The following is a 23,716-nucleotide window of genomic DNA, read 5'->3' on the forward strand; positions in this document are numbered from 1 at the left end:
TTTCTACCTTGCTCGATATAATAAATAGCTACCCATCATAAACATCAATACCACTGGTAATAATACGAACCAAGCAGGCGACGGTGCATAAACTAAGCTTGCATAACCTAAAAAGTCTTGTAAATAGAAGAACCCTAACCCAGTGAAAAGTGCGATAACCAAGCGAAAACCCATCGACTGCTGACGCAATGGGCCAAAAATAAATGAACAGGCAATAAGAACCAACGTAATCAGTGCAAATGGAGACGTGACTTTTTTCCAAAAGGCTAACTCATAGGTCTTTGGAACTTGGCTATATTCTGATAAATACTGCATAAAACTAATCAATTGACTTGGTGATAAATCATCTGGGTCCAAAGTCACCATGTGTACATATTTAGGTTGTAAAGCCAATCCTAACGCTTGTTGCTCGTGATCCGTTTTAATCGCATTCCCTTGAGCAAGTAAATCAACCTGATGTGATTTCTCTAAAGTCCACTGACCATCTTTTAAAAATTGGCCTTTTTCAGCAGTGACAAACGACTGCAATCGATAGTTTTGATCAAAATCAATCGCCTGAATATTACGTAATTGACCTTGGGAATTCGCATAATCAATATAGATAAAACGTTGGCCTTCACGTGACCAATAACCTTTTACCTCACCTAAAGCCGCTACGCTACGTTGTTTTTTAATGCTTTGTGCTTTTTCATTGGTATAAGGAATCACCCATTCACTCAACACAAAAGACAATACAATTAAAAGTAAAGCTGAGCGCATTACCCAACCCACAATACGCCACAGGCTGATACCAACCGAACGCATGACGATCAGTTCACTATTCGAAGCAAGAGCACCCAAACCTAAAACAGAGCCGATTAACGCTGCAACAGGTAAAATATCATACAAATAACTCGGTGCGCCCCATATCACATATAGGAAAGCTTGCCACGCATTATAAGTTGGTTTCAGCGAACCTAATTCACCTAAGTAAGTGAATAATATTTGTAAAAAAGATAACACGAGCGTTGTGCCCAGCATTGCAAGGACTGTAGTTTTTGTCACATGTTTGGCGACTATTCGACGTGCTAACATTACAACCCCACTCGCTGAATACTTTTCTTAAGTTTTGGTGCTAACTTTTGTTTCCGTGCAAAAATTGCCGCCGCAATGGCATAAATCATTAATGCGACAGGATAAGCCCAGATGTCTAATTCACCTTTACTAATTCGTGTCTGAATTGCGATCATTAATACAATAAGGCTAGCAAAAATAAATATAGATGGAATAAGACGATAATATCGACCTTGACGTGGACTTACTTCAGATAACGCAACCGCAAGCATCAATCCAACAATAATCACAAATGGACCAAAGATACGCCAACCAAGCTCGCTGCGAATGACAGGATCATCACGTCGTTCCCATAGCTTAGACATCGATAAAGCTTCAACATCATCGCTTTCAAACTTAACGTCTTTATCATTCTCTAAACGTAAGCGATAAGATTGAAATTCTGCTTGGGTATAGCGTGGCTGATTCGGATAAATTTCGTAACGACGACCTTGAACCAAATCAACGACATTTGCCGTATCATTTGCCATTTCGACCCGTGTCGCTTCTTTGGCTAAAATCATCACATCTGGTTTATCTTCACGATCGGCTTTCTGATAATAAAAAATATCTTTTAAATTTTTTCGATCTTCAGAAAGTGAACCTGCGTAAATGGTATAAGGCCCTGAAGAAATAAACTCTTTAGGTCGGACCAAATCAAAACCTGCTCGCACTGCTTGTGTTTGCATCAAGCTTTCGTAAGCACGAATTCCAGATGATGAACCCCAGAACATTAATATTGCTTGAACAATCAAAAAAACAAATGTCATCGGCAATAAAAGTTTGGCCAATTGATTACGGCTAACACCACTGCCATTTAAAACTGCCATTTCATGGTCAACATATAGACGACCAAAAACCAGCATGAGTCCAATAAAGAAACCCAATGGCAAAATTAAAGTTAGAAACTCTGGCAAACGATAAGCAATGATACTCAGCAACACACTAGCGTCTAAACGACCCTGTGCAGCTCGCCCAAAAATCTTGATTAACTGCCCACCCATAATAATTAAAGTAAGCAAAGCAGTCACAACCAAAGAGGTGGAGACCACTTGTTTGACGAGATAACGCCGAATAATCAAAGTAATGCTTCCAAAAATAGACCAATCGAGGGGTAGTGCTAGTTTACCCGAATGTTAAAAATATAAAACCTATCGCTTGTTGCGGATTGCAACCTCATATCTGAAAGTGTTTAATGGACTTATCTTTCTTTTTCGCTGCTTAGGTTCTATACAAACAATGAAATTTACCCTTCATACCGCATTCCCAACACAGTCGTCTAGTGAATCTTTGTGGATTTTGGTTGATTCAGAACAATTACAACAAAACTTAAATCGTTATCAAATCAATCATCTAGAAGATGTTCTGAATGCCACACAATTCAAAGCTGGTTTTAATGAAAATATTGCCCTGATTACCAATATCGCTGTACAAGCCAATGCACATTTACTCGGTTTAGGCAAAAGTGCTGAATTGAAAGCGACAAAATTAGCAAAACTCGCACAAACGATTATCAAATCATCACAAAATAAATTTAGACAAATCACTGTAGATCTCAGCGCATTACCAACTGATTTACATTACCTATTTGCCTTAGGTTTAACTCAAGCAGCCTATGCCTATGATGAATTTAAATCTAAAAAAAATGAGTTCATCTTAGAAACGATTAATCTAGTTGCAAATGACACTGTACTTGATGATGCTCAATTAAAGCTCGTCCAAGCAGTTCAGTCTGGACAAAATTACGCTCGAGATTTAGGCAATCGCCCAGGAAATATTTGCTTCCCTGAATACCTTGCAGATCAGGCGATTGCACTTGCAGCACAATACCCTGACCTATTAAAAGTCACTATTCTGAATGAACAGCAAATGGCTGATTTAGGGATGAATGCTTTTCTTGCTGTAAGTAAAGGCTCTGATCGACCAGGCAGAATTATTACACTTGAATATCACGCGAAAGCTGATCAAGCACCTATCGTACTTGTCGGTAAAGGCGTTACTTTTGATACAGGCGGTATTTCATTGAAGCCAGGCTTAGGTATGGATGAAATGAAATTCGATATGTGTGGTGCTGCCTCTGTATTAGGTACTATGCAAGCACTTTGCGAAGCTCAACTCCCAATTCATGTTATCGGTGCGATCGCAGCAGCAGAAAATATGCCTTCAGGTCATGCAACACGCCCTGGAGATATTGTGACGACCATGAGTGGTCAAACTGTAGAAATTTTGAATACTGATGCAGAAGGTCGTTTGGTTCTATGTGACACCCTCACTTATATCAAACGTTTTAATCCTGCGCTTGTGATTGATATTGCGACACTTACAGGTGCATGTGTTGTTGCGCTGGGCAAAGTCGTCAGTGGGCTATTCTCTCCAGATGATGAACTTGTACAAGAATTACAACTTGCTGGTGAACAATCACTCGACCGTGTATGGCGTATGCCTGTGATGGAAGAATATCAAGAACTCCTTGATTCACCGTTTGCCGATATTGCCAATATTGGTGGTCCTTATGGTGGTGCAATAACTGCAGCATGTTTCCTTGAGCGTTTTACTCGTGATTACCGCTGGGCACACCTTGATGTGGCTGGGACAGCATGGTTATCTGGTGCAGCTAAAGGTGCAACTGGACGCCCAGTACCGTTACTTATGCAGTTTTTAGCTAATCGTGTTGAAACGAATAACTAATCTATGGCACAAGTTAGTTTTTATTTGTTTGAAAATAGCATTGAGCGGCAAGTCGAAAGTGCTTGCCGTTTATGCCGAAAAATTCTGAATCAGCACCCACAGATTTGGTGGTATTGTGTTGATTCAAATTTACAAAATGAGTTGGATAACAAGCTATGGAGTTTTGATTCAAGTAGCTTTATTGCTCATGGAATTGATCAGTTGAATAGTCCAGTGTGTATTTCAGCTGAATTACCACCATCCAATGATTGGATTGTATTTAATTTTAACAATCATGCACTTGAACAAACTCAAGATTTTCGCCACATTATCGAAATTATTGAAAATAATGAAACTGCAAAACAGATCGGGCGAGAGAAATTTAAGATGTATCGTCGTTTAGGCATTGAGCCACGCACATTTAAATTATAAGTCTGTAAATCATAGCATCGTATAAGGAGTGTCGTGTGGCATTAAATGTAGGTCAAGATTTTAAAAAACGTTGGTTAAATACGCCTGAAACTGTACGTCAGACCTATCAGGAAGATTTAGCTCGTATCTGTGATCTACTGTTACCACAAACACAAATCCAAACATGGATACAACTCGAAGAAAAAGCTCAGCTACGCTCTCAACAACGAATTGATCAATCTTATGCACATTTAAAAGCCGAGTTAATTGAACAAGCACGCGTTCGTAAACAATTGGCTTTGGAAAAAGCTTTAGCAGAAAAACGTGCTGCCCAAGCTGCTTATGCCGCGCAACTGCAAGCAGATGAGTTAAATCAGTTCGAACAACAAACGGAAAATCTTGTTGCCCTTCGACAACACATTGATCAAGAAATTGCACAACAAACTGAACGTTATCAACCAAATCCTGAACAACCAAGTATTGATTATGCGCAGGCTCAACGTGTTCGGATTGATGACCAACAAATCTTATCTGAACTTGAAAGTGTGCGTGTTCGCTTAGAACTAGAAGCAGAAAACTTAATAGAACAAGCTGTAACTGTATTCCGAGCAAAACTACATGCACTTGCCCAAGATGAAATTGATTACATTCTGAAAAATAGTAAGTTCTCAGATGAAAAATAATAAAAAAGCCCAGTTTAAACTGGGCTTTTTTATGTTTCATTTTTTATTTTAAGAAACCGTTTTCAGCCAAAAATGCCATACTGATGTTTGACTCAGTTTTTTGTTCCGCTGCTTTATCACCTAACAATAAGCGCTCGATATAACGTGCCAGCACATCGACTTCTAAATTAACTTTTGTACCGACTTGCCATGTGCCAATATTGGTACGCTCAGCAGTATGAGGGATGAGATTCAAACTCAGAATATTGCCACGTAGATGGTTAATGGTCAGACTAATCCCATCGACAGTTACAGAACCTTTTTCAGCTAAATATTTTGCTAATTCAACAGGTGCTGTTACTTCAAAATATAATGAACGTGCGTCTTGCCGAACAACTGTAATTTCTCCAAGACCATCGACATGCCCACTCACAATATGTCCACCAAAACGTGTTGTTGGCAACATTGCTTTTTCGACATTGACGGATTGACCTACTTTCCATTGACCTAAAGTCGTTCGATTTAAGCTTTCACGAGACACATCTGCAGCATACCAATTGCTTCCCCACTCGATCACTGTGAGACAAATTCCATTCGTCGCAATTGAATCACCTAAATGTACATCAGACATATCCAAATCAGTTTGAATACGTAGACGTACATCACCGCCTACACTTTGTAAGCTCTCAACCTTACCTAAACTTTCAATAATGCCTGTAAACATGGGAGTTCTAACCTAATCTTATGCAATATATGCCATAGTGAATCGAATACCATAAAGCAAAGCCTTAGAGATAACAAGGGACTCCAAGTTCAAATACTTGCAATAAAAAAGGCGATCTATTGATCACCTTTTATTATTTTTAACCTTAAATTACTGCATTTCAGAGACACGTTTATTGGCTGTCTGTTTAAGCTCAACCGTATTATTTAACAAGAAATGGCTAAAAAATAATTTATAGCCTAATACCCCTAAGCAAGCGCCAACAATCGGTGCAAAGATAGGCACAATAAAGTAAGGAATATCACGACCGCCAGTAAAAGCAATTGAACCCCAGCCTGAAAAATAGGCCACAACTTTTGGACCAAAATCGCGTGCAGGATTCATAGCAAAGCCTGTTAATGGACCAAAAGAAGCGCCAATGACAGCAACTAATAATCCCACCAAAATTGGTGCTAAAGCACCACGTGGCAAACCATTATGATCATCCCCAATCGCCATGATGAGCCAAAGTAATAACATAGTGATAAACATTTCCACCATAAACGCCTGTCCAATAGACAATAAATGATGTGGATAGGTTGAGAAAATTCCAGCCAACTCCAAACTCTCTACACTCCCCCGTACCATATGGTGTGTTTGCTCATAATCCATAAATAGATTGCTATACAACCCATAGACCAGAAGTGCGCCTAAAGCAGCACCAGAAACTTGAGAAATAATATAGAAAGGAACCTTCCGTTTATCGAAACCAGCAAACAGTGCTAATGCAATCGTAACGGCAGGATTGAGATGAGCTCCAGAAATACCTGCAGATAGATAAACAGCTAATGCTACAGCCAAGCCCCATACAAGGCTGATTTCCCATAGCCCTAGACTTGCGCCTGCAAGTTTAAGCGCAGCCACGACACCAATACCAAAAGATAAAAAAACTGCGGTAGCAAAAAATTCAGCTATACATTGCCCCAATAAGCTGGGTTCCGAGCGACTCATCACAACCTCTCTTGGTCAGTGCTGCGTATAGACATGACCTGAAATAAAGCTCGGCAAAATATATTCATTTTCGAAAATGATCAATATTCTTATGGTAGTTTTTCAACCAAATAGTAAAATATTTTTTGTAAATAAAAAAGATTAATCCACACAATAAGAATAGATAAGCAATTGTTTTTAATTAATTTAAAGGCAAATAGTTATTCAGAAAGACTAATTTAAATTCAATGACAATTCATGTAAAAACAATCATTTATTTTATAAAATTATATGTATTAGCAAGAAAGTGAAAAAAATAGAAAATAGACACCACTTTATCCAAAGATGGTGTCTACTTGAATTTACCAAAGTGCAAGCTGAGTACTATTGCCTGTCGTATCAACACCACCCAACTCAGCAAAATGATATAACTGCCCTAAAAGTTGTCGTAATGGCGGGCCAGACTTCGCATGGGTATCCGTAATCACAATAAACTCAAGCACACGTGCACGTTCTGATTGACGCTGTTTACTCACTCGATAACGCGGTACATCTTGAGTTAGCAAAGTCACTTTGCCGCGCTTTAAATTAGCAGTCAGCAAATCTTTAGGCTCAATATTTCCATCAGTCGAATAACTAGTCAAAATATAGCGTGCATTAATCGTTTCCAATAACTTTTCATAAGCCTCTTTCGCATACTTAGATGAGTTATAAGGACTTGGGCGCTCTTTACGCCATGCGCGATCAATTCCACTCTTAAAGCCTTTGGTATCAGGTGATGGTAAATCGACTTGATCCCATAAAGTCAGGGCATTGAGAACGTGGTAATTACTACTGTAGGCATGCTGATTATAAGGTGGATCAAGATAGGCAACATCAACTTCGAAACCACTCATTTGGTTAGCTAAATGTTGTGCATCGACACACCACATTTCAGCCGCAGGTCGTTTGGGATCTCCAATCTCACAGAAACGACTCGGTGTAAGCCATATTAATGACTCGATTCGTTCTAGCGCCGTTTGAGTTCGGCCACCCCAACCCTGATGAAAGCTCTTAAATACACCACTGGTATTACTAACAAAACTTGCCGAATATAAAAGTGGTGCCAATAGAGCACTCATTTCTACATCATTGATTGCACCTTGCGCCTGCCAAGTTGCGATCTGTTGACGAATTGCATCAATACGCATCCCATTGCGGCGTTTGAAAAACAAACGATCACGAGCAGGATCATACACATCATCATTACGTGGACAAAGATTATGTGTCACCCAGCCTTTGACTTCTGGCAATCGATTCAGATAATCAATCGCTTTTTGATAGCCACCTAATTCTTTAAATGCGGGTGCATCAACACAGGCTAAAATGGCGTTGTTCAATGCATGGCTATACGGTTCCCAGTCATTTGCAATAACACGATAGCCGTTTTGACGTGCTAAACGTGAGACCACGCCACTCCCTGCAAAGAAATCAGCAAAAATCGGTGGATTCTTTTTCTTACTATTCAGTGTGCCCGTAATCTCAAGTGCTTCCAAAATGAGATGAAGCAGTCGACGCTTATTGCCTAAATAAGGTACTAGCTGATGAAAAAGATATTCGTCAGTCGTACGTGCTGCATGACGACGCTTGTGATAAACCGATGGTTCTGGATTCATATCATCTCTTGGATAGGGAGCAATCTTAGGCGAATATCTTGCCCAAGTTGGGTTACATCGACTAAATCAAAACGCAATTGTTCTGCCATTGTACTCAATTCAGCATTCAACATTGCACGAGCAGATTGACCAAGTAAAGTCGGTGCAACATAACTGATCATTTCATCAACTAAACCCTGCTGTAAAAAAGCCGTTGATAAAGTTGCGCCTGCTTCAACCAAAACATCATAAATTTGATACTGCTGAGTTAAAGTTTGCAATAATTGACTTAAGGATTGCGGCGTCAATTGTATCACGCCTAAATCAGCAAGTTCTTGACGAAATGGTGTCATCACCATCACTGTTTCAGGATTTTTCAAAATCTTCGCTGAAAGTGGTAACTGTCCTTGGCGATCCAATACAATACGCTTCGGCTGAACCACGGTACTTAGCTCAATACCGTCCAATGCACGTACATTCAGCTCACAATCATCGGCTAAAACGGTTTGAATCCCTGTAATCACAGCACCCGAAATTGCACGCCAATGTTGTACATCTTGTCTAGCGATTGCTCCAGTAATCCATTTTGATTCTCCTGAGGCCATTGCAGTACGTCCATCTAAACTTGATGCAATTTTCAAACGCACATACGGCGAACCCGTAGACATCGCTTTTAAAAAGCCCAAATTGAGCGTTTTTGCAGTTTCTACACAAATTCCTGTTTCAACTTCAATACCCGCTGCTTGTAAAATTTGAACGCCTTTTCCCGCGACTAATGGGTTTGGGTCTGAACAAGCGACCACGACTTTCTTTACCTGAGCTTTAACCAATGCTTCTGCACAAGGCGGAGTTCTACCATAATGTGCACATGGTTCCAAAGTCACGTAAGCTGTCGCGCCTTTAGCATGTTCGCCCGCTTGGCGAAGTGCAAAAACTTCTGCGTGAGGTTGGCCCGCTTTAGGGTGATAGCCCTCTCCAATCAGCTGCCCATCTTTGACAATAACGCAACCCACATTAGGATTCGGCTTGGTTGAATATTGCCCTAGTCGAGCCAACTCAATTGCTTGCTGCATCCAATATTGATCTTGGGATAAATGAATTTGCGTGAACTCAGACATGATTTCTCTAACTTATGCTTCATTTTCACGTTGTTGCATTTGCTCAATCTGACGACGAAATGCTTCAACATCTTGGAAATCTTGATAAACAGAGGCAAAACGAACATAGGCTACATGATCCAGTGCAAATAAAGCCTGCATCACAATCTCACCAATTGTTCTAGACTTTACATCTCGCTCACCTAAACGGCGAATTTGTGATTGTATATCACTTAAAACCGTTTCAATTTGCTCTTGGGTTACTGGGCGTTTCTGTAAAGCATGCATCAATGAGCGGCGCAATTTTGCTTCATCAAATGGTTCACTTTTTGAATCGGATTTAATGACTCGCGGCATCACCATTTCATAACTTTCAAAGGTGGTAAACCGCTCACCACAAATCGTGCATTCTCGACGACGACGGATTTGACAACCCTCAGCCGCAAGGCGAGAGTCGATGACTTTACTATCAGCAGCGTTACAAAATGGACAATGCATAATGGTGCGATTATTTACTCACTTTACTTAAGTGTAGCAAAGTTTCTGCAATTGCTGAACTAGCACACGAAAGGCATAAAAAAACAGCCTTATTCGGCTGTTTTTTAAACTTCAAAGAATAATGAATTATTCGATACGCTCGCCATGTTGGCTAAGGTCAAGACCCATGCGCTCATCATCAGCACTTACGCGGATACCAATCACAAGATCAATCACTTTAAGGATAATGAAAGTCACTACTGCGCTATATACCATCGTTGCGAGTACACCTTCAAGTTGTACTTTTAGTTGTTCGATGATTGTTGGAGCAAGCGCAACGTTAGCAGCTTTAATGATTTCATCACTGTAGAAGATACCTGTCAGTACTGCACCTACGATACCACCAACAGCGTGTAAACCGAATGCATCCAAAGCATCATCAGCTTTAAGTAAGCGTTTCAGTGCAGTAATACCCCAGAAACATACTACGCCACCGATCAGACCCATGATCAATGCACCACCTACACCAACGAAACCAGCAGCAGGAGTGATTACAACCAAACCAGCAACCGCACCTGATGCACCACCAAGTACTGAAGCCTTACCACGAACGAGACGTTCAACAAGTAACCAAGAGAATGCAGCAGCGGCAGCAGCAACTTGAGTTACCAAGATTGCCATACTTGCACGAGCACCCGCACCTAATGCGCTACCACCATTGAAACCGAACCAACCTACCCAAATTAAGCTCGCGCCGATTACAGTTAAAGTAAGGTTATGTGGCGCCATAGATTCACGACCAAGACCTGTACGTTTACCTAACATGTATGCAGCCACTAAACCAGCAACACCCGCGTTGATATGTACAACAGTACCACCAGCAAAGTCTAAAGCACCTGCTTTGAATAACCAGCCATCTGCAGCCCAAACCCAGTGAGTAATTGGAGCGTAAACGAGGATGACCCAGATTGCGATGAATGCCATGAACGCAGAATATTTCATACGATCAGCAATAGAACCACTGATAATTGCCACAGTGATGATCGCAAACGTCATTTGGAAAATTACAAATAAGCTTTCAGGAATCGTTCCGCTTAAGGCATCAAATGCTACGCCATTTAGCATTGATTTGGCAAAGTCACCGACATAAGCACCTGAACCAGAGAATGCAAGCGAATAACCAACGATAACCCAAATTAAGCTGACTAGAATTGCCGCAGAAAGGCTAAACATCATGGTGCTGAGTACGTTTTTCTTACGAACCATACCACCATAGAATAGAGCCAAACCAGGAATAGTCATCAACAGAACCAGTGCTGTTGAAACGAGAATCCAAGCTGTATCGCCTGTATCAACTTTTGCAACTGGTGCAGGAGCTGGAGCAGCTTCTACAGGAGCAGGAGCTTCTGCTGCTACAGTGACAGTTGATGCAGCCGCCGTATCAGACGCTGTTACAGTTTGTTCAGCAACGGGTGTTGATGCAGCATCTTCTGCCCAAACCATCGCTGAACCACCTAAGAGTGCGCCAGATAGACTGAGCGCCATAAGCATTTTTTTCATTCGTGTCCCCCAACCTTATTTTGTGAGCTATTTCTCTTAATTCTAACTCAGCAAACTTTGTGCCAATTTAGACAGCATCTGGTCCAGTTTCACCAGTACGAATACGGATGACTTGTTCCAAATTCGTGACAAAGATTTTACCGTCACCAATTTTTCCAGTGCTTGCGACACGAGTGATAGATTCAATAACCGCATCGACCATTTCATCGCTAATCGCAATTTCAATCTTTACTTTCGGTAAAAAATCAACGACATACTCTGCACCACGATACAGTTCAGTATGACCTTTTTGACGACCAAAACCTTTTACTTCAGTTACGGTAATCCCTTGAACACCAATATCAGAGAGTGCTTCACGCACATCATCGAGTTTGAATGGTTTTACAATTGCAGTTACAAGCTTCATGTGTGTTTTCCTTCGGCTTATTTTCACCAGTAAGGTTTTATGTTCAATTTTCATGCCAATATTTGAAGGTTGGGGATTTTCAAACCATTAGCAAGAGCTTTCTTTATAACCTATTTGGGCGTCAAGATGTAGATATTCAATCGAAAATAAGTTTCATTTGCTCCTGTTTAACTGAATTTAGATACCGGTGGCATCAATGCGTTGAACAGGGCTATGGGATTACTACAAGCAATGGTACACTTGCCTACAAATACATATAACCTATTGAGCGCTTCATGATTGAAACTCTTTTACAAGCCATTCTTGAACAAGTTGACCAACCTAAAAAAGATTTAGAAAAAAATTTACGTGCTTTGCTAAATGAAAGCGTCGAAAAATTAGATTTAGTCTCTAAACAAGAGCTGGAACGCCAGAAAATAGCGCTAAATTTGGCAAACCAACGCCTCGCTGCACTGCAACAGCAAATGAATGCACTAGAAGAGATGGTGCAGAAGCAAAAATAAGCACTAGTTTAGCGCAACAACCCATAAAAATGATTAAAAATAAAGCACCATGATGGAACAATAATAAAATGTCTTTCGCAAAAATTTACACGAGGGGTTTATTGGGTTTACATGCCCCTCAAATCGAAGTTGAAGTTCATATCAGTTCAGGACTCCCCTCCTTAACCATTGTAGGTTTAGCAGAAGCCGCTGTAAGGGAAAGTAAAGATCGAGTTAGATCAGCAATTATTAATAGTGGTTTCTTGTTTCCAACCAAACGTTTAACGATTAACTTAGCACCTGCAGATCTTCCCAAAGATGGCTCCCGCCTAGATTTACCGATCGCACTAGGAATTTTGATTGCTTCAGGTCAACTTCCTGAAAATTGTACTGAAGGATTTGAATTTATTGGTGAACTTGCACTCGATGGGCATTTACGCCCTGTTTCGGGAATATTGCCAATTGCGATGGCTTGCCAACAAGCCCAACACCGCTTATTGGTTCCTACTAATAATCTAGAAGAAGCCAATCAACTCCCACAGTTTGAAGTTTATGCTGCCAAGCATCTGCAAGACGTATGCGCACACTTTTTGGGCACTTCTTATTTATCAGCGTCGCCCAAACATGAAAATTTAACCACTACTCAGTATCAATTTGATCTTGCAGATGTCAAAGGTCAATTACGTCCTCGTCGTGCACTAGAAATAGCAGCAGCGGGTGGACATTCTTTACTTTTCAAAGGTCCACCTGGTACAGGTAAAACATTACTGGCTTCTCGGCTACCTTCTATTTTGCCACCACTCAATGCCCAAGAAAATTTAGAAGTCGCAAGTATTTATTCGGTTGCAAATGCTCAACATACTTTTGGACAACGCCCCTTCCGTGCACCACACCATACTGCGTCAGCGATTGCATTAGTTGGAGGCGGTTCACAACCTAAACCAGGCGAAATTACACTTGCACACTTAGGCGTATTATTTTTAGATGAATTACCTGAATTTGACCGCAAAGTTTTGGAGGTTCTCAGACAACCGCTAGAGTCGAAAGAGATCGTCATCTCCCGTGCGGCAAGACAAATGACATTTCCAGCGAATTTTCAATTTATTGCAGCAATGAATCCATGTCCTTGTGGTTACGCATTTAACCAAGATAGCCGCTGCCAGTGCTCAGCAGAAAATATTCAGCGCTATCAAAACCGTATCTCAGGTCCATTACTAGATCGTATTGATTTACATATTGATGTGCCACCTTTGCAGACCAAAGAACTACAAGATCAAAGTCCGACAGAAAGTTCTACAATTGTGCGGCAACGCGTGATGAAAGCTTATGATAAACAAATGTTAAGACAACAATGTTTGAATCAGGCACTTTCTCCAAATTTGCTAGAACAATATGCTCAATTAGATGAAAATTCAGCCAAAATCATCGAAATGGCTCAACAGCGACTTAATCTCTCAGCACGCGCCTATCATCGGGTGTTACGTGTGGCACGCACCATTGCGGATTTGGCAGAAAGTGAAATTATCTCAAGCTCGCACCTGACTGAAGCACTGTCTTATCGGGGTCATTCAACTTAAAACCAGACCATAAAAAAGCGACCTTATAGGTCGCTTTGGTTTTTATTGTTCTTAGAAAGCGTAACCTAAACCCAAAACAACTTTATTTTTTTGCTTTGTTTCATCACGAGTATAGCCACCGAAGATATAGTCTAGACTCCAAGTTGCACCAGTATTACCTAAAGGATGTGACAGTCCAAGAGTTGCGTGACGGAAAGCAAAATCAGTTTTGGTGACATCTCCTGCTTTAGCTTGGTAAGCTAAATACTCATCATCATCACCATAATAATAAGCCGCAACTTGTGCTTTACCTGTAAATCCGCCAGCTAATTTAGATGCATAAGTTGCCAAGAAATAGGTGTCACCTTTATTACCAAAAGTCACATTATTTAATAATGTCTGAGCAGTAATATTAAAGTCTTTGTAGCTCAGTCCGACAATTGTTTCATATCCCGTTGATTCCCAACCTGGATAATAGTAATAAACCGTACCACCAATTTGATAACCAAGATCATCTGTAATCTTACCTTTATAACCAGCATATAAATCATTTTCAAATGACTTTTTAGCTTCTTTTACATCTGTCGGTGAGGTATTAAAATCTGCATATGCAGCAGTTAAGGTCGAAAACCAGTATCCCAAATAGAATCCACTATCATGCGTATAATCAAGTCCACCTTGTACTGCAGGTGTATCACTTTCAGGTGAATTTGTCATACCACGTAAATTATAACTAGATACTACGTTTACATTGCCTGTAATCGTTCCTGGAAATGGTAGCTTTGTTTCTTCAGCCAAACTTAAAGTTGATGCTGTAAATACCATCGCTAGAACTGTAGCTTTGCATGCAAATTTCATCATATTGATTTCCCCCATGATTTAGATATTCAACTGATTTATGTTCTAAATTGCATCATGATGAAATTTGCAAATGCTGTGCCAAAAGTACAATTTAAATTTAAATTAAATACAAACCATTGATTATAAATATATTTTTAAAATGTTGAGTATATTTTTATATTAATCAATCAACCGCTCAGGATTAAAATGTGATAATAAAATGCATCTTTAAATATAGAGGCGCACATAATTAGCACCTATTTTTAATATGAAATTTTCGTTTTTTCTTTTCTAAGAATGAATAAAAAAAGCCAGCAATTTGCTGGCTTTTTAAAGGTTTATAAATGTTTTTTAAATTAGAATGTTTTAGTCAAACTAAATAAAACACCCGTATCATAAGGTTTTTTAGCATTATCGCTCATACCTGAAGTACTTACATTTGTTCCAACAACATCAACTTCAGCGAGGATACCTAAGAAGTTATAATTTACACCAACTTTATAGTCGATATAATTATCATCTTTTCCAGGACCACCAGCAACAACACTTAAAGCGTCTTTATTTTTTAATTTATTATACCCTACAGATGCTAAACCTGTTAAACCTGTGCTTGCAATTGGTGCTGAGTAACCTAAGTTAAAATACCAAAAATCATCAGTTCTACCCCAGTAATCAGGTGAATAATTCACGCCTACACTTAGAGCATCACCTGCTAATAATGTTTCAGGGAAAGTCAGCTTACCAAATACTTCTGTAAAAGCTAAACCTTTCTTACCATTATATCCATTTACAGCATTAGATTTAGAACCTATATATCCATAATGAATTACACCTACATCGTAGGTTGGTTTAATTTTATCTGTTAAGGCAAAACTATTAGTAAAACCTAATGTAGCGTCAGTTTCAGTTGAAACACCAGGAATACCGAAATCTACACTTGAACCCCAAAGTGCTAAATACGCACCTGAAGTATGTGAAAATGTAAATCCACCTTGAATCGCAGGATTATTCGAAGATTGTGTCACACCACGAAAACGATAATCTGTTACAGCTGAAACATTGCCCGATGCAGTAATACCATATAATGAAGGTTTATCTTCTGCCATAGCAAAAGTCGAAGTCACAGCAAAAATACTCAACGCGATCGCTTTACATGCAAATTTCATCATATTGATCTCCCCCATGATGGATATTCGACTGATTTATGTTTTAAGTTGCATCATTTTGTAATTAGCAATTGCTGTGCCAACTTTTAGAAATGCTTGCTAAATCTAGCTTCTGTTCAGTAAGAGTGCTATCGACGCCATTTGGCTGTGCTGAAATATTATTTTTTCTTTAATAAGGTTCATTTTTCTGAACCATTAAGAAGCACTGCCATTGTTGTGCCTAAAAAATGCACAAAAATAATGCAATTCAATTTAATAAAAAGTGCTTTTCTCCTTAAATAACAATCAAATATGTTGATATAGCCTAAATAGCCCCCTAAAAGTGCACAGATAAAACTTAAATCTTCCTGAAAATAATGGTGTGTTTTTGTACAGCGAAAAATGTCATTCGTCGGGATGTAATTTTTTGCAAATCAGTCGAATAGCTTTTGATCAAAGAAAAAATAAATCATTAAAATAAAAGAGAAAAAACAGAAACAAATCACGTATTTTTAATGTATTTAACCAAAAAATAATCAATATATTTTACGATTAAAATAAAACAATATATTAATAAAAATCAATATATTAATTTAAATATGATTTAATTTTAAACGATAATTAAATCATAAAATGTTAGCTGAATTTTGTGTAAATTTAATTAAAATATTTTAATAAAAATCTATCTTTTTTATGCATAACTTATACAATTGGTCAAAATTTCGATTCTGACCGAAATTGATCTTATTTATTATGAGGCTACCTATGCCAAAGGCACAGAAACTTATATTGGCGGTTTTGATTAATGCCGCATTGATCTCCTCAACATACGCAAGCGAACAAAGCGAAGCAAAAGGTTTTGTTGAGGATGCAAATGGTTCAGTATTGTTCCGCACAGGCTTTTTCAATCGTGATAAAAAAGACGGTTTAACAAATGATACAAGCTCAACAGCGCAAACTGCCATTTTTGATCTTCAATCAGGTTTTACAAAGGGTATTATTGGCTTTGGTGTTGGCGTAGTAGGTGATGCATCTTTCAAGCTTGGTGCGAATAATAATACGGGTAATCAAATGATTCCTGTAGATGATCGTGGATTTGCTTATGATCATTGGGCTCGTGGTGGTGCCAATGTGAAAGCACGTATTTCCAACACAACCGTGACTTATGGTACACAGGTATCAACACTTCCTGTCATGGCAAGTAATCAAGCCCGTTTAGTACCTGAGTATTACACAGGTGTTTTCGTTGAAAGTAATGAAATTCCAAATCTAAATGTGGTTGCAGGTAAGTTCACAAAAAACCAAATGTCAAACCAAATTAGTACCGATAAAGATGTGACAGGTCAAGGGCTTGATCGTGCAGTAGTTTGGGGTGCTAAATATAAATTTAATGATCAACTCAATTCATCGTATTATGGCTTAGATGTTCAAGATAAGCTAGAACGTCATTATGCCAATGTAAACTTTACCCAAAGCTTAAAAGACAAGAGTACCTTAACACTTGATGCCATGGGTTATCATACAAAATGGGATAAAGATGCGCTCACTGATTCACATACCACAGATGATCTAGCAAACCGTAAAAACTCGATTTGGGCTGTTTCAGTGGGCTATGGCAAAGATGTACATAATGTCATGCTTTCTTATCAAGATAACACAGGTAATACTGGATATGACTATGGCTATAATGCTGATGGTTTACAAAGTATCTATGTGCCTAATTCCTATTTAGGTGACTTTAATGGCAATGATGAAAAATCTGTCGGGCTACAATATAACTACAACTTCAAAAATCACGGTTTACCTGGTCTAAACTGGACAACTGCATTTGTCTATGGTTGGGATATTGATATCGCTAAAATAACAGATCGCTCAAAAATCATTGACCAAGCCGAAGAACATGAGTTCTTTAACCAAGTCAAATATACAGTTCAAACAGGTGCATTGAAAGATGCAAGCCTACGTGTTCGCTATTCTTACTTACGTTCAAGTGATACCTATAATAATGTTTCTGGTCAATATGTCAGCAATGTCATTGGCTCAACCAATGAATGGCGTTTATTCCTTGATATTCCTGTGAAACTGTTCTAATTCACTTTAGATCAATTCATAAAAAACCGCCATTCAATTGAATGGCGGTTTTTTATGAGCCTGATTTTAGGGTGATAAAATCTGGCTTTATTTTTTCAAAATTATTTTTTAGCAGCTTCGATTGCTTTCAACACTTCAGCTTTTGCAACATCAGCATTTTCCCAACCACTGATTTTTACCCATTTACCTGGTTCTAAATCTTTGTAATGCTGGAAGAAATGCTCAACTTGACTGATCAACAGCGGTGGAAGATCGGTATATTCCTGAACATCTTTATACAATGGAGATAATTTCTCGTGTGGCACAGCGATCAGTTTCGCATCGATACCACCATCATCTTCCATATTCAGTTTGCCCACTGGACGGCAACGAATCACAGAACCCGCAGCAACAGGATGTGGAGTTACAACAAGTACGTCTAATGGATCGCCATCTTCAGACAATGTATTTGGTACATAACCGTAGTTTGCTGGGTAGAACATTGCTGTGCCCATGAAACGGTCTACAAACAACGCATCAGAATCTTTATCGATTTCGTATTTGATTGGCGCTGCGTTTGCAGGAATTTCAATGATGACATAGATGTCATTTGGTGCGTCTTTACCCGCAGGAATATTGCTATAACTCATATCAACACTCTTTTATCTTGTGAACTTAGATGTAAATCCGACAGATTATAGCGTGAATACCATAAAAATGATGCTAGATATGCTGAGCGTTAAAGAATTTTATACTCAACATCAATTTAGGTCACTTTAATCGTAATCACAAACAATAAAATTGGACAAAATATTGAAAAAAACCAGATGATTGAGCGCAAGGTCGCTAGATTGGCCAAATAACATATTCCATAAATAATGCGCAATACGATATATGCCCAGCCTAAGCTCAGAATAAATTTCTCAGGCACAACCATATATTCGGCCATTAAAATTGCAGCGATAAATAAGGGTAGACTTTCAAAACTATTCTGTTGTACTGCATTGGCTCTGGCGGCTAGACCTGTCGTTTTCGCCAAAAATTCACGCGGATTCTGGTTATCCTTTGCCTGAAAACCACCTTTTGCTTTTGCAATCAGGGTAAAAACATACGGCAACAAACATGCGATGATAATCATCAATATAATGCCGCTAATACCTTGCATGCTCACATCCATCATTTGAAGTTCTGCTGATCATGCTATCATAACTCATAATCTATTGAATTTTCATTTGTGCTTGTTCGCCAAGTGTTTCCTTTAAATATTTTCTTTGTGTAAAAGTTCTGTTTTTTTCATACTGTTTTAAGGTCAAGTTATGCAACCTCAAAATGAAAAAGAAATGTTTGATGTCCTTGCCAAACAACGGCAGCATCAGCTTTTAGTTGACCGCGCGCTGAAAGTAGTGTTGCCCATCATCGCATTTCTACTCAGCGTGATTTGTGCCAACTTAAACTGGCAGTCTACATTGGGAACTTTTGTGGTGCTAACCATTGCCTTTTATGCGGTGGGGATTCAGCGTTTCACTCTTTGGCACTGGCTAACGATAGTTGTTCTCTACGTTTTTGCGGACAATTACTTCAGCTTTAATGGAATTGACCCAATTCGCTTACGTTTTCAACTTGCGACCATGCTTGTATTTGTCGGCATTGTTGGGATTGGACGGCCTTATATTGATCGTTGGTTGATGAAATCAAATAATACTCAATAAGCCCAAATAAAAAAAACGCCACAATTGTGGCGTTTTTTATTTCCAATAGCTCCCTTATTTTAAACGGAGACTAAGTGGGATTCTTAAGCTGGTTTACGTAAATCTTTACGTAAGATCTTACCTACGTTCGATTTTGGTAGATCATCCATAAACTCAACATAACGTGGGCATTTATAGCCTGTTAAGTTTTGTTTTGCATAAGCAATAATTTCTTCAGTTGTTAATGAAGGATCTTTTTTCACGATGAATAATTTAGGCACTTCACCTGATTTTTCATCTGGCACACCAATCGCAGCAACTTCCAATACTTTTGGATGCTTCGCAATCACTTCTTCAATTTCACTCGGGTAAACGTTAAAGCCTGAAACCAAGATCATATCTTTTTTACGGTCTACAATTTTGAAATAACCGCGTGAATCCATGACACCAACATCACCCGTACGGAAGAAACCGTCTTTGGTCATGACTTTCTCAGTTTCATCAGGACGATTCCAGTAGCCTTTCATTACCTGTGGGCCACGAATCGAAATTTCACCCTGCTCACCAAATGCCACTTCGTTACCATCATCATCAAGTAAAGCAACTTCAGTCAATGGTAATGGGATACCAATCGTGCCGCTAAACTCAGTCGTTGCAGGAGGGTTTGCTGTTGCAACTGGTGAAGTCTCAGACAAGCCATAACCTTCAATGATGATGGTGCCTGTTACTTTTTTCCACGCTTCAGCAGTCGATGGCAATACCGCCATACCACCACCCATTGCCATCTTCAATTTGCTATGGTCAAGCTGTTTGAATTCTTCGTTATTCACTAAGGCATTAAACAAGGTGTTTACTGCTGGGAAGAAAGAAGGTTGGTATTTACGTAATTCGCCAACGACTGCTGGTAGGTCACGTGGGTTCGGAATCAAGATATTCGCTTGACCTTTATACATACCGTAAAGCGCGCACACCATGAATGCAAAGATGTGATAAAGCGGTAACGCACACACGATACGATCATCTTTAGAACCGTCACCTGTGCCAAATTTACTTGAGAAAATACCATCACATTGTAATAGGTTAGAAACCAAGTTACGGTGTGTTAACTCAGCACCTTTAGAAACACCTGTCGTACCACCTGTATATTGCAGTACAGCAGTATCGCTTAAGGTCAAACTTGGGCGTTTATAATTGCTTGGATTTACTTTACCTAACGCTGCATTAAATTTAACGTGGCCAGGAATATTCCATGCTGGAATTTGTTTACGTACTTTACGTAAAACGAAGTTTACAATCGTACCTTTCAGTGTACCGAGCATGTCACCGACAGAAGCAACCACAACATGCTTCACTGGTGTTTTACCAATAATGCTTTGATAAACACTAGCAAAGTTTTCGATGATTACAAGAGCTTCTGCCCCAGAGTCATTTAACTGATGCTCAAGCTCACGTGAAGTATAAAGTGGGTTTACATTGACCAATACTAAGCCTGCACGGAATACACCTAGAGCAACTACTGGATACTGGAATACGTTCGGCATCATCACCGCAACGCGCGATCCTTTTTTCAAGCCCAGACCTTGCAGGTAGGTGGCAAATTTACGGCTGGCGACTTCTAATTCATTATACGTTAAAACTTTATCCATGAAGATAAAGGCATCACGTGAACCGAATTTTTGGAAATTGCGTTCAAAAATATCAACAAGTGAGGTGTTTTCAGCAGGCAGCGCAACTGTTTCTGGGATTCCTGTCTTTTGGTATTCTGCAAACCAAATTTTTTCCATAATGCCATTATCTCCGAGTAGTAATCCTTAAAAATGTAACGACGTTACTTTCCATGACAAAACTTTTTTTTAACTTTTGGAATTGCCCTGTCAATCTATTCAAATAATATGAATACCTTGTCATATATAACGTATTTTTATCACAGAATACTAGCCTTATCTCTGAATGAGGAGTCTATTTGCTTTTTGATATCCCCGTGGTAAAAGTTGCCCCTTTGTTGCTCTTTTTCCTATATATTTTTGGAGATCGTCCCCTTTCAGTTTTAGGTGTTGTTGTCCTGCAGCGACTTGGATTATTTCATCTAAACTCAGTGTTGTCATGGATAAAATTTGCTCTTTTTCATCAAGTTGTATCAACTTGTTACCTTTACCTTTATTCAGAACAGGTAATTCAGCCAAATCTATGATCAATAAGCGCCCTGATGAACTGAGAATTGCAACATGTGTGGCTTGTTGAATTGGCAATAAAGGTAAAGCGGTTGCATTGTCTGCAACTGTCAAAAAGGCTTTACCTGCTTTCGCATTGGTATCTAACTGCGCCGCTTGCGTTTTAAATCCATATCCGTTTGAACTGACAGCAAGTAACTCATTACTGTCCTCATCAACAAATACTTGAATAAATGACACGCCGCTGGCTGGTGCAAGCTTTGAGCTCAATGGCTCGCCTAAACCACGTGCAGAAGGGAGACTACTAATCGGCAGCGCATAACTCCGCCCTGTTTCATCTAAAAAGTAGACTCTCTGATTGGTTTTCCCAACTGCATGACTCAAATATTGATCACCTGCACGGAAATTTAGATTTGCTGCATCAACGTCACCACCTTTAGCGGCTCTCACCCAGCCTGCTTCTGACAAGACCACAGTTACTGTTTCCGCAGGCATTAAATCTTGCTCTTTGATTTGTACCGCATCTGCACGTGTCACAATCGGTGAACGACGATCATCACCGAACTTTTTCGCGTCTTCTTTTAACTCACCAATAATTAAATTTTTCAATGATTCAGGATTTGCAAGTTGCTCGCGAATAATCGCTGCTTTTGCTTCCAGTTCTTCTTGTTCACGTCGGATTTCCATTTCTTCAAGTTTAGCCAAATGACGAAGCTTGAGCTCCAAAATTGCCTCAGCCTGAATATCATCAATCCCAAAGTGCTGCATCAAAACAGGTTTTGGTTGATCTTCTTCACGAATAATCCGAATCACGGTATCAATATCTAAATAAGCAATTAAAAGGCCTGCCAAGATATGCAAACGCTTTTCGATTTTAGTTAAATGGTATTGTAGACGTCGTGTTACGGTTTGCTTACGAATCTCAATCCATTCCAACAAAATACGGCGAATCGATTTGACTTGAGGACGACCATCTGCACCAATCATATTCAAATTAACGCGATAGCTGGATTCTAAATCAGTGGTCGCAAATAAATGGCTCATCACCGTTTCAGCATCTACACGATTAGAACGCAATACAATGACTAAACGTGTTGGATTTTTATGATCTGATTCATCACGAATGTCTGCCACCAAAGGCAACTTTTTCGCAATCATTTGATCTGCAATTTGCGTGACGACTTTTGAACCTGAAACTTGATAAGGTAGCTCAGTAATCACAATCTCATTTTTTTCAACCGTATACACTGCACGCGCACGATAGCTACCACGCCCTGTAGTTTGGATTTTCAGTAATTCTTCTGGTGGCGTAATAATTTCAGCTTTGGTCGGTAAATCGGGTGCTGGAATATATTCTGCTAATTTTTCATCAGTGGTTTCAGGGTTACGAATCAGCGCAATCGTACCTTTGACCACTTCACGTAAGTTATGCGGTGGAATATCAGTTGCCATCCCCACTGCAATGCCCGTCGTACCGTTCAGTAGGATATTGGGAATCCTTGCAGGCAAAGTAATCGGTTCTTTCATCGAACCATCAAAGTTATCTTGCCATTCACTCGTTCCTTGCCCAAGCTCAGTCAGTAATAATTCACTATAAGCAGACAATTTGGCTTCGGTATAACGCATTGCAGCAAATGACTTAGGGTCATCAGGTGAACCCCAGTTGCCTTGACCTTCAATCAATGGATAACGGTAGCTGAATGGCTGTGCCATCAATACCATCGCTTCATAACAGGCTGAGTCACCATGCGGATGATATTTACCAAGTACATCGCCAACAGTACGGGCTGACTTCTTCGGCTTGCCTGTTGACTTCAAGCCCAGCTCACTCATTGCATAGACAATACGGCGTTGTACAGGTTTTAAACCATCGCTGATATGCGGCAATGCACGATCCATAATCACGTACATGGCATAATTTAAGTAAGCTTGTTCTGTGAATTCGGCTACGGAGCGGTTTTCGGTTGCATGATGTGCAAGGCTGGTCATTTCAGCAAGTCATCCAAAATCATTGTTATCGTCAATGCTTTGTATGCTATGTGGATGAATGGCTTGTGACAACCCC

Annotated in this window: 22 protein-coding genes; 7 read left to right on the plus strand and 15 right to left on the minus strand. The window is 39.5% G+C overall.

Translation table 11 applies throughout. The annotated features are described in order from the left end of the window. Positions 1-3 precede the first annotated feature (3 nt). Positions 4-1,074 carry an LPS export ABC transporter permease LptG gene (gene lptG / locus F908_RS13885; RefSeq protein WP_004659432.1) on the minus strand — a complete coding sequence of 357 codons (1,071 nt, stop codon included), beginning with the start codon at positions 1,072-1,074 and terminating at the stop codon, positions 4-6. Then, positions 1,074-2,174, minus strand: coding sequence for an LPS export ABC transporter permease LptF (gene lptF / locus F908_RS13890; protein ID WP_004659434.1), 1,101 nt, complete (start codon positions 2,172-2,174; stop codon positions 1,074-1,076). The genes lptG and lptF overlap by 1 nt, the downstream gene beginning before the upstream one ends. 157 nt (positions 2,175-2,331) lie before the next feature. Between lptF and F908_RS13895 the strand changes: the two genes are divergently transcribed. The 3 genes from F908_RS13895 to F908_RS13905 are packed head-to-tail and all read left to right on the plus strand — an operon-like array spanning position 2,332 to position 4,853. Beyond that, positions 2,332-3,780: a leucyl aminopeptidase gene (locus F908_RS13895; RefSeq protein WP_005163171.1), complete on the plus strand. Its 1,449-nt coding sequence runs from the start codon at positions 2,332-2,334 to the stop codon at positions 3,778-3,780. 3 nt (positions 3,781-3,783) lie between these two features. Further along, on the plus strand, positions 3,784-4,191 hold the full coding sequence (locus tag F908_RS13900; RefSeq protein ID WP_005163173.1) for a DNA polymerase III subunit chi: 408 nt from the start codon (positions 3,784-3,786) through the stop codon (positions 4,189-4,191). Between the two features lie 35 nt (positions 4,192-4,226). Then, positions 4,227-4,853, plus strand: a complete 627-nt coding sequence (locus F908_RS13905) for a cell division protein BlhA (protein WP_005163175.1) — start codon at positions 4,227-4,229, stop codon at positions 4,851-4,853. Between the two features lie 43 nt (positions 4,854-4,896). Here F908_RS13905 and F908_RS13910 read toward each other — a convergent pair whose 3' ends face one another. From F908_RS13910 to glnK, 7 genes are all read right to left on the minus strand, one after another. Next, positions 4,897-5,556: a riboflavin synthase gene (locus F908_RS13910; protein ID WP_004659440.1), complete on the minus strand. Its 660-nt coding sequence runs from the start codon at positions 5,554-5,556 to the stop codon at positions 4,897-4,899. Between the two features lie 150 nt (positions 5,557-5,706). Then, on the minus strand, positions 5,707-6,546 hold the full coding sequence (locus tag F908_RS13915; protein ID WP_005163178.1) for an MIP/aquaporin family protein: 840 nt from the start codon (positions 6,544-6,546) through the stop codon (positions 5,707-5,709). Between the two features lie 341 nt (positions 6,547-6,887). Then, positions 6,888-8,180, minus strand: a complete 1,293-nt coding sequence (locus F908_RS13920) for a DNA adenine methylase (RefSeq protein WP_004659442.1) — start codon at positions 8,178-8,180, stop codon at positions 6,888-6,890. Beyond that, positions 8,177-9,277: a bifunctional diaminohydroxyphosphoribosylaminopyrimidine deaminase/5-amino-6-(5-phosphoribosylamino)uracil reductase RibD gene (gene ribD, locus F908_RS13925; RefSeq protein WP_005163181.1), complete on the minus strand. Its 1,101-nt coding sequence runs from the start codon at positions 9,275-9,277 to the stop codon at positions 8,177-8,179. The genes F908_RS13920 and ribD overlap by 4 nt, the downstream gene beginning before the upstream one ends. A gap of 12 nt (positions 9,278-9,289) precedes the next feature. Then, entirely contained in the window at positions 9,290-9,754 is a 465-nt protein-coding gene (gene nrdR / locus F908_RS13930; protein WP_004659444.1) for a transcriptional regulator NrdR, read from the minus strand. Positions 9,755-9,880: 126 nt separating this feature from the next. Beyond that, positions 9,881-11,293, minus strand: coding sequence for an ammonium transporter (locus tag F908_RS13935; protein WP_005163184.1), 1,413 nt, complete (start codon positions 11,291-11,293; stop codon positions 9,881-9,883). Positions 11,294-11,360: 67 nt separating this feature from the next. Next, positions 11,361-11,699, minus strand: coding sequence for a P-II family nitrogen regulator (glnK, locus tag F908_RS13940; protein WP_000780326.1), 339 nt, complete (start codon positions 11,697-11,699; stop codon positions 11,361-11,363). Positions 11,700-11,974: 275 nt separating this feature from the next. Between glnK and F908_RS13945 the strand changes: the two genes are divergently transcribed. Both F908_RS13945 and F908_RS13950 read left to right on the plus strand, forming a co-directional pair. Then, positions 11,975-12,202 carry an accessory factor UbiK family protein gene (locus F908_RS13945; RefSeq protein ID WP_004659447.1) on the plus strand — a complete coding sequence of 76 codons (228 nt, stop codon included), beginning with the start codon at positions 11,975-11,977 and terminating at the stop codon, positions 12,200-12,202. Between the two features lie 68 nt (positions 12,203-12,270). Next, positions 12,271-13,758 (plus strand): YifB family Mg chelatase-like AAA ATPase, encoded by a 1,488-nt coding sequence (locus tag F908_RS13950; protein WP_034602819.1) that lies wholly within the window; start codon positions 12,271-12,273, stop codon positions 13,756-13,758. A 51-nt stretch (positions 13,759-13,809) separates the two neighbouring features. On the opposite strand, the gene F908_RS13955 is transcribed toward F908_RS13950, so the two are convergent. Both F908_RS13955 and F908_RS13960 read right to left on the minus strand, forming a co-directional pair. Beyond that, positions 13,810-14,598, minus strand: coding sequence for a TorF family putative porin (locus F908_RS13955; RefSeq protein ID WP_005163188.1), 789 nt, complete (start codon positions 14,596-14,598; stop codon positions 13,810-13,812). Between the two features lie 335 nt (positions 14,599-14,933). Beyond that, positions 14,934-15,746: a TorF family putative porin gene (locus F908_RS13960; RefSeq protein ID WP_004674244.1), complete on the minus strand. Its 813-nt coding sequence runs from the start codon at positions 15,744-15,746 to the stop codon at positions 14,934-14,936. Between the two features lie 741 nt (positions 15,747-16,487). On the opposite strand from F908_RS13960, the gene F908_RS13965 reads away from it, so the two are divergent. Beyond that, the gene (locus tag F908_RS13965) at positions 16,488-17,813 is read left to right on the plus strand and encodes an OprD family outer membrane porin (RefSeq protein WP_005163190.1); all 1,326 of its coding nucleotides are present in this window, start codon (positions 16,488-16,490) and stop codon (positions 17,811-17,813) included. A gap of 101 nt (positions 17,814-17,914) precedes the next feature. On the opposite strand, the gene ppa is transcribed toward F908_RS13965, so the two are convergent. Both ppa and F908_RS13975 read right to left on the minus strand, forming a co-directional pair. Further along, positions 17,915-18,442, minus strand: coding sequence for an inorganic diphosphatase (ppa, locus tag F908_RS13970; RefSeq protein ID WP_005163193.1), 528 nt, complete (start codon positions 18,440-18,442; stop codon positions 17,915-17,917). A 116-nt stretch (positions 18,443-18,558) separates the two neighbouring features. Next, positions 18,559-18,957 carry an MAPEG family protein gene (locus F908_RS13975; RefSeq protein ID WP_004680785.1) on the minus strand — a complete coding sequence of 133 codons (399 nt, stop codon included), beginning with the start codon at positions 18,955-18,957 and terminating at the stop codon, positions 18,559-18,561. A gap of 151 nt (positions 18,958-19,108) precedes the next feature. Between F908_RS13975 and F908_RS13980 the strand changes: the two genes are divergently transcribed. Then, a complete protein-coding gene (locus F908_RS13980) occupies positions 19,109-19,501 on the plus strand; it encodes a hypothetical protein (RefSeq protein ID WP_005163195.1) in 393 nt (130 codons plus the stop codon). 83 nt (positions 19,502-19,584) lie between these two features. On the opposite strand, the gene F908_RS13985 is transcribed toward F908_RS13980, so the two are convergent. Together F908_RS13985 and parC are read right to left on the minus strand one after the other, a co-directional pair. Next, positions 19,585-21,264, minus strand: coding sequence for a long-chain-fatty-acid--CoA ligase (locus F908_RS13985; RefSeq protein ID WP_005163196.1), 1,680 nt, complete (start codon positions 21,262-21,264; stop codon positions 19,585-19,587). A 156-nt stretch (positions 21,265-21,420) separates the two neighbouring features. Continuing rightward, complete coding sequence (gene parC / locus F908_RS13990; protein ID WP_005163198.1) at positions 21,421-23,640, minus strand: DNA topoisomerase IV subunit A; 2,220 nt, start codon at positions 23,638-23,640, stop codon at positions 21,421-21,423. Positions 23,641-23,716: the final 76 nt, after the last annotated feature.

Source organism: Acinetobacter sp. NIPH 284, from assembly GCF_000369425.1.
Lineage (GTDB): Bacteria > Pseudomonadota > Gammaproteobacteria > Pseudomonadales > Moraxellaceae > Acinetobacter.

Excerpts from the sequence above, each read along its gene's own strand:
- F908_RS13950 (WP_034602819.1), top strand. The coding sequence starts at position 12,271 with ATGTCTTTCGCAAAAATTTACACGAGGGGTTTATTGGGTTTACATGCC.
- ppa (WP_005163193.1), bottom strand. The coding sequence starts at position 18,442 with ATGAGTTATAGCAATATTCCTGCGGGTAAAGACGCACCAAATGACATC.
- F908_RS13915 (WP_005163178.1), bottom strand. The coding sequence starts at position 6,546 with ATGAGTCGCTCGGAACCCAGCTTATTGGGGCAATGTATAGCTGAATTT.
- F908_RS13955 (WP_005163188.1), bottom strand. The coding sequence starts at position 14,598 with ATGATGAAATTTGCATGCAAAGCTACAGTTCTAGCGATGGTATTTACA.
- F908_RS13945 (WP_004659447.1), top strand. The coding sequence starts at position 11,975 with ATGATTGAAACTCTTTTACAAGCCATTCTTGAACAAGTTGACCAACCT.
- F908_RS13965 (WP_005163190.1), top strand. The coding sequence starts at position 16,488 with ATGCCAAAGGCACAGAAACTTATATTGGCGGTTTTGATTAATGCCGCA.
- glnK (WP_000780326.1), bottom strand. The coding sequence starts at position 11,699 with ATGAAGCTTGTAACTGCAATTGTAAAACCATTCAAACTCGATGATGTG.
- parC (WP_005163198.1), bottom strand. The coding sequence starts at position 23,640 with ATGACCAGCCTTGCACATCATGCAACCGAAAACCGCTCCGTAGCCGAA.
- F908_RS13935 (WP_005163184.1), bottom strand. The coding sequence starts at position 11,293 with ATGAAAAAAATGCTTATGGCGCTCAGTCTATCTGGCGCACTCTTAGGT.
- F908_RS13980 (WP_005163195.1), top strand. The coding sequence starts at position 19,109 with ATGCAACCTCAAAATGAAAAAGAAATGTTTGATGTCCTTGCCAAACAA.
- nrdR (WP_004659444.1), bottom strand. The coding sequence starts at position 9,754 with ATGCATTGTCCATTTTGTAACGCTGCTGATAGTAAAGTCATCGACTCT.
- F908_RS13900 (WP_005163173.1), top strand. The coding sequence starts at position 3,784 with ATGGCACAAGTTAGTTTTTATTTGTTTGAAAATAGCATTGAGCGGCAA.
- F908_RS13920 (WP_004659442.1), bottom strand. The coding sequence starts at position 8,180 with ATGAATCCAGAACCATCGGTTTATCACAAGCGTCGTCATGCAGCACGT.
- F908_RS13975 (WP_004680785.1), bottom strand. The coding sequence starts at position 18,957 with ATGCAAGGTATTAGCGGCATTATATTGATGATTATCATCGCATGTTTG.
- F908_RS13960 (WP_004674244.1), bottom strand. The coding sequence starts at position 15,746 with ATGATGAAATTTGCATGTAAAGCGATCGCGTTGAGTATTTTTGCTGTG.
- ribD (WP_005163181.1), bottom strand. The coding sequence starts at position 9,277 with ATGTCTGAGTTCACGCAAATTCATTTATCCCAAGATCAATATTGGATG.
- F908_RS13895 (WP_005163171.1), top strand. The coding sequence starts at position 2,332 with ATGAAATTTACCCTTCATACCGCATTCCCAACACAGTCGTCTAGTGAA.
- F908_RS13985 (WP_005163196.1), bottom strand. The coding sequence starts at position 21,264 with ATGGAAAAAATTTGGTTTGCAGAATACCAAAAGACAGGAATCCCAGAA.
- lptG (WP_004659432.1), bottom strand. The coding sequence starts at position 1,074 with ATGTTAGCACGTCGAATAGTCGCCAAACATGTGACAAAAACTACAGTC.
- F908_RS13910 (WP_004659440.1), bottom strand. The coding sequence starts at position 5,556 with ATGTTTACAGGCATTATTGAAAGTTTAGGTAAGGTTGAGAGCTTACAA.